Below are 5,405 nucleotides of genomic sequence, written 5' to 3'. Positions count from 1 at the left end.
CTAACTTAAGCGCTTCGGCTTTGAATTCAGGAGCATGTTTGATTCGTGTTTTCTTAATTGTCATTGTTCACCTCGTTAGTGATTGTACTCACTTAACTCAGTGTCCAAAACTTCTGGTGCAGATCATAATTTATCTCTCATCTTTGCGACCAGAGCACACCTAACTTCTTTACCATTCACCGAAGCAAATGACTCACGAAACTTTTTGGCAGAATTTTTATCTTGTTTAAGCAAGAAAATATTCCTATCAATTACTTCAAAAAATTCGGAACTACTTTTATGTCTCAGAAAATCAACTCTGCTATGAGCAGACCTACTTGTAATTTGTTGCTCAAAGCTATCAACGAGAGTATTTGCCGCTTTAAGACTTTTGCCCCATTCGAGCGTCATACTTTCAAGCGTCAAATATTTCGTTGGTAGATTATATTTTTTGTGTTCTCTGATGGCGGTTTCCACTAACATCTGTGTCTGATTGTCACTCAACTCCAACTCATTCAAGTTAAAAGAACCATAGTGCATTATTAACTTATCTCCCTCTTGCAGGATTGCTAATGCCAAAGGTGTCCTCAATTGAGGCCACATTTTACCCATAGATAAATAACTACAGAATAAGTGCCTCGATACAATCATAATTTCACCGAAAACATAAAATCACTTACGGTAAACTAAACCACTAATATCGATTGAATTAATAATTAACTGATAATTTATTAATTGAAAATCAATACATACCCTAGAATCACAAGTCAAAAATCATCAGGCATATATAAGATATGGATAACAATAATGACCCTTGGGATAAAATACGCTGGCATAATGAAGAACACTTCTCTATTGATGAAGTTGGATTTAATTTGGTTTCTTGGGGGAGTCCAAAAAAGAAAACTACGGAAAATAATTTCGTTCTAGTTAAAGATCCTTCATTCGCCAAATCAATGGCACGAATCTGTGCACCTTTGACTCCAAAGAACATTATTGAGTTTGGGTTATATCACGGTGCTAGTCTCGTTTTACTAGATAAGATTTTCACCCCTGACTCCATCATAGGCATAGACGAACGCCAAGAACACCCAGCCTTAAGTCAATACCGAAAGGGATCTTCAGCACACTCGGTAATAGAGCCTTATTGTGGAGTAAAGCAAGATCATACAGACAAGCTCATTCAAATATTAGAATCACACTTCCCCAAAAAAAATGTAGACCTAATTATTGATGATTGCAGCCATTTATATGAACCAACAAAAGCCGCCTTTTTGACATCATTCCCTTATCTAAAATCAGGTGGGATATACATCATAGAAGATTGGGGATGGGCGCATTGGCCGGGCGAGTTTCAAAAGAAAGAGTTTTTCCCCGGAACTCCTTTAAGTAAATTGGTTTTCGAATTACTCATGCTTCAAAGTGTCATTCCAAATGTCATAGCTAAAATTGAAACTGATTATAATCACGTTGCTATTACTAAAGGAGAAGAGAGTAGCCCCAATAACCGAAAACTATTTGAACTCATAAAATGTAAGACCTCGATTCACATTGAGAAACAATGATAAGTTCATACTCCATACTAGCTATAGCTATTATTTTAATTTCATTAGACAAATGGATATCACGAATCTTCCTTAAGAAAAATAATTTATGCAATGAGTACTTACTAGCCTATCAAATAACATGCAGTGTACTAGCTGCGCTGTTTGTTGCATTCGAAATCAAACAAATCCCCACAACACTCGACAATACAAGTAAACTTTTGGATCTGTTGGTTTTGAGCATATTCAGTATTTTCTCGTGGATGGGTTTTGCATACTCGACCTTCAGGGCTCGTACTTCAATTGAATTAGGCGTTGTCTCTATAATCTCTAAAACAAAGATAATCTGGAGTGCTATTTTCGGAGTTAGCTTTTTAAATGAGAAACTTACTTTCCTTCAAATAGTGGGCGTTATGCTCATACTTATCGCCTCACTACTCATCAGTAAAAATAACAAAATAGGTCTTCTTTTTTCAAACAATTTACACGCGTGGCTCGCCCCAATCTTTCTCACTATAGCTATAGGTATTGATAAAGTGCTTACGATGTACTTACCCTCTAGCATTATCCTTTTCATCGGTTTTTCTGGAACTGCTCTTATGACGCCTCTACTATTTAAAGTTCATTATGGGTTAATCAAAAAAGTTCTAGCTAACGCGGTAATAACAGCTACTTGTGGCACTGCAAGCTACTATCTTCTCTTAAAAGTGCTCAACACTAGCGCTTTTAGTTTAGTCATGGCTTTATTACAAGGAGCCTTCATCCTCGATATTCTTTTTGGTTACTTCTTTTTAAAAGAGCACACTAACCTTACAAGGAAAATAGTCTCTTGTTTACTCGCCACCCTTGGTATTTTGACTTTGGCTTCATAACGTACACTTATTTACAGAACTCCAAGTGTGACTCCCCAAAACACAAACTTCACAAAAAAACCTAACCTTAAAATTTGATGTACTTATGTTATTCCGACAGATATTTTAATCACCATTCCCAAAAATCCACTTCATATCTAAACCGTTCAACCTCCTCATCGGTCAGTTCCGGTATTACTTTGATAGGTCTTCCTCTGCGTTTAGGGGGAGATTTCGTCGGCTTAGATTTGGAGGCTCTCACTTTTCGAGTTTTAGGGTTATTCACAAGCTGGCCTGATAATATTTCACTAATAACTTCCCCTATCGCCTCAGCAGATTGCGATACTTGCACATCATCCACGTGAGCATAACGAAGCGTGGATGAAAGACGCGTGTGACCCAACAGTTTCGACACCATCGGAATAGGGTACCCCTCTAACACCGCATAACTGGCAAAGGTATGACGCAAATCGTGAATGCGAACATCCTCGATATGAGCTAAGGCTCGCACCTGTTGCCAGACCATACTAACCTTAGTCGACCGACTCACAAAACGACGCAAGGGCATAAACACATCATCGTGTGATTCACTACGATGCGCCCATACTTGCTGTGGTATGTCTGAAAGGAGTTGCTGCGCTTCCTTGCCCACATACACCACCTTCGCACCCGTTTTACTGTCCGGCAAGTGCCACTCCCTGCCTTTAACAAAAGACCATTGCAGGCCTGTTACCTCTGAAATTCGACATCCCGTTAACAGCACCAGCTTTAGCACCTGACAACAGCACGCTTCCAGTTCACCTTGCTGGCTGACTACCGTTAATGCGTTATGCAACCGCGCTAACTCGTCCAAACTCAAAAAACGATTGAGCTTTTTTTTGCGATTTTGCTTGAGACCGTCACAAGGATTGTCCATGCAATAACCTTGCTTCACCGCATATTTGAAGATTGAACGAAGCACATCAAGATTACGATTAGCTGTGCCTGCGTAACTCTGACTAAGTTCATCAAACCAACGATGTACATGACACGAATCAATACGGCTGACAGGGTAGCGTCCAAACTCGGGCAACAAATGCTTTTTTAAGGCGCTCGACGCTGTCCCTTGTGTACTCAGTTTCCATCCCTTGCAGACCTTCTCCGTCCATTCTTCTTTCACCAAAGCATCGAAGCGGATCAACCGTATCGGTTTCGTCTCTTTATCTAAAAAAGAGGCCTGTAAAGCTTGTACGTGTTGTCTCATTTGTTTTAGTGTCAGTTGCCCCACTGTCCCCAACGTCTTATTGGGAATGGATAAATGAGTCACATAGAAACGGCGACCATCGGTATAAACTCGAACCCCTAACGCCGGCACTTGAGTATCCCACACCGTATACGTTCGAGTTTTTGAATTAAGTGATTGAATCACTTTAGAAGTGAATAACAGTGACTTCATGAGCGCATCCCCTTAACGAGCACGCCCGACACATGAGAGGCCGCCTGACACACGTCCTCACGTCCAAAATGCGCATACTTTAGCGTCGTTTCTGCTTCAGCATGCCCCAAAAGACGACTAAGCACGATCAAGTTCACCTTCGACTGAATGGCAATACTGGAGTAGGTGTGACGTAAATCATGCAAACGCACGCCTTCCAATCCTGCCAACTGGCGAGCCTGTCGCCAAAATATACCCAACTGATTGGTCGATATAGGTTGGGTGTTACAAGGGCTCGGAAACAGGTAATGACTTTCTGAGTGCCATGCATCAAGATAAGCCCTGACTTGTGAGCAAAGGTAAACCGTTTTCGCCCCCGTTTTACTGTCTAGTAAATGCCAGTGACCACCTCGGTACTCTTTCCATTGTAAGGTTCTCACTTCCGATGAGCGGCAACCTGTGTATATCAACAGACGTATTATCATGACCTTCGCTGGGTTATCGCCTTCTAACGTGTCTAACACTCGCCAAAGTTGGCGCAATTCGTCTTTACTAAGATAGCGCTCTACCTCTCCTGCTTTATAGCGCTTGAAACCACGGCAAGGATTGGTATTTTTAGGACGATACTCCCACGCTTCACATTGCTGCATCATAACCGACAGCAAAACTAACGCTTGGTTAGCTGAGCCTTTCACATGGCTTAACTGAGTAAACCACTGCTCAACATCCTTTCGAACAATGGATTGCACTTCCCTATCTCCAAGATAAGGCACGATCTGAAGACGAAAGGCACTTTCATTCTTTTTCAAAGTGTTAGGTTTCCAATGACGAGGATAACGCTTGAAAAACTCTTGGCCGAAAGCCTGTAGCGTTATGGAGGGCAAGGTTTCCATTTTTGGGCTGCGCACCTGCTGAACAAGCTGCAAGGCTTCTCGCCTTGCTTGACGTAAAGAGTAATCTAACGCGCCACCTAACTTATGATTCCTCCTCAATCCGTTGTGCTGAAAACGAACAAAGAACACTCGCTTTCCTGATGGATAGACTCGTAAGTACAGCGTAGACACCTTGGTGTCATAATATTCTCGTGTGGTCGAAGTCGGTTTAACGCGTTCGACAAATCGTTGAGTAAGAGACCTTTTTTGCATTTCAAGCTCCTGTTTACAGGGGCACTTTTGAACCGTAGAACGCTATCAAACATGCCATAACACTAAAAAACAAAAACTTAATACCAATAAATTTCAATTAGTTACTACAGACAACCACCCATAATCGCCAGATTATGACGTGGTGTGTGGATGATTCCCAAGTGGTAACAATGACCTCCAATGAGTCTGCATCTAGTTTGTTTTCTTGGGGTGTGTTTTAGGGACGTCGAGCTCAAAAGCCGAACCGTTGGCGATTGAATCTAGGGTGATTGAGACCATTAGGGAAGGAATGTAAAACGGAAAAAGAAGATCGTGACACAACTAGCGCTGCACCGTTATGGTGCGAGAAAGGTTATTTTAATGGCGACTGATAATAGACTTTTTGAACTTTTTTGATGTATATTTTTCTGGCGCTTTCGGTACGTTTAAGAAATCCTGCATTATAAGCGCCTACGCTATTCCAGTTATAACC

General features: G+C 41.3%; 5 protein-coding genes and 1 pseudogene. 2 read left to right on the top strand and 4 right to left on the bottom strand.

All coding sequences use genetic code 11. The features are described from left to right. Nucleotides 1-123: 123 nt before the first annotated feature. Entirely contained in the window at nucleotides 124-558 is a 435-nt protein-coding gene (locus L3V35_RS25290; RefSeq protein ID WP_237300848.1) for a hypothetical protein, read from the bottom strand. A gap of 215 nt (nucleotides 559-773) precedes the next feature. Between L3V35_RS25290 and L3V35_RS25285 the strand changes: the two genes are divergently transcribed. Together L3V35_RS25285 and L3V35_RS25280 are read left to right on the top strand one after the other, a co-directional pair. Next, entirely contained in the window at nucleotides 774-1,544 is a 771-nt protein-coding gene (locus L3V35_RS25285) for a class I SAM-dependent methyltransferase (RefSeq protein ID WP_132982748.1), read from the top strand. After that, nucleotides 1,541-2,395, top strand: coding sequence for an EamA family transporter (locus L3V35_RS25280; protein WP_132982747.1), 855 nt, complete (start codon nucleotides 1,541-1,543; stop codon nucleotides 2,393-2,395). The genes L3V35_RS25285 and L3V35_RS25280 overlap by 4 nt, the downstream gene beginning before the upstream one ends. A gap of 109 nt (nucleotides 2,396-2,504) precedes the next feature. On the opposite strand, the gene L3V35_RS25275 is transcribed toward L3V35_RS25280, so the two are convergent. The 3 genes and pseudogenes from L3V35_RS25275 to L3V35_RS25265 form a co-directional block, all read right to left on the bottom strand. Then, nucleotides 2,505-3,809: a site-specific integrase gene (locus L3V35_RS25275; RefSeq protein ID WP_132982746.1), complete on the bottom strand. Its 1,305-nt coding sequence runs from the start codon at nucleotides 3,807-3,809 to the stop codon at nucleotides 2,505-2,507. Beyond that, entirely contained in the window at nucleotides 3,806-4,933 is a 1,128-nt protein-coding gene (locus tag L3V35_RS25270; protein ID WP_237300847.1) for a site-specific integrase, read from the bottom strand. Before L3V35_RS25270 ends, L3V35_RS25275 begins: the two co-directional genes overlap by 4 nt. 352 nt (nucleotides 4,934-5,285) lie before the next feature. Beyond that, nucleotides 5,286-5,405: pseudogene (locus tag L3V35_RS25265) on the bottom strand (twitching motility protein PilT); the annotation flags it as partial.

Source organism: Vibrio sp. L5-1 (assembly GCF_021728315.1).
Lineage (GTDB): Bacteria > Pseudomonadota > Gammaproteobacteria > Enterobacterales > Vibrionaceae > Vibrio > Vibrio splendidus_K.
Note: the sequence above shows the minus strand (reverse complement) of the source record. Positions and strands in the feature narration are given on the sequence as shown.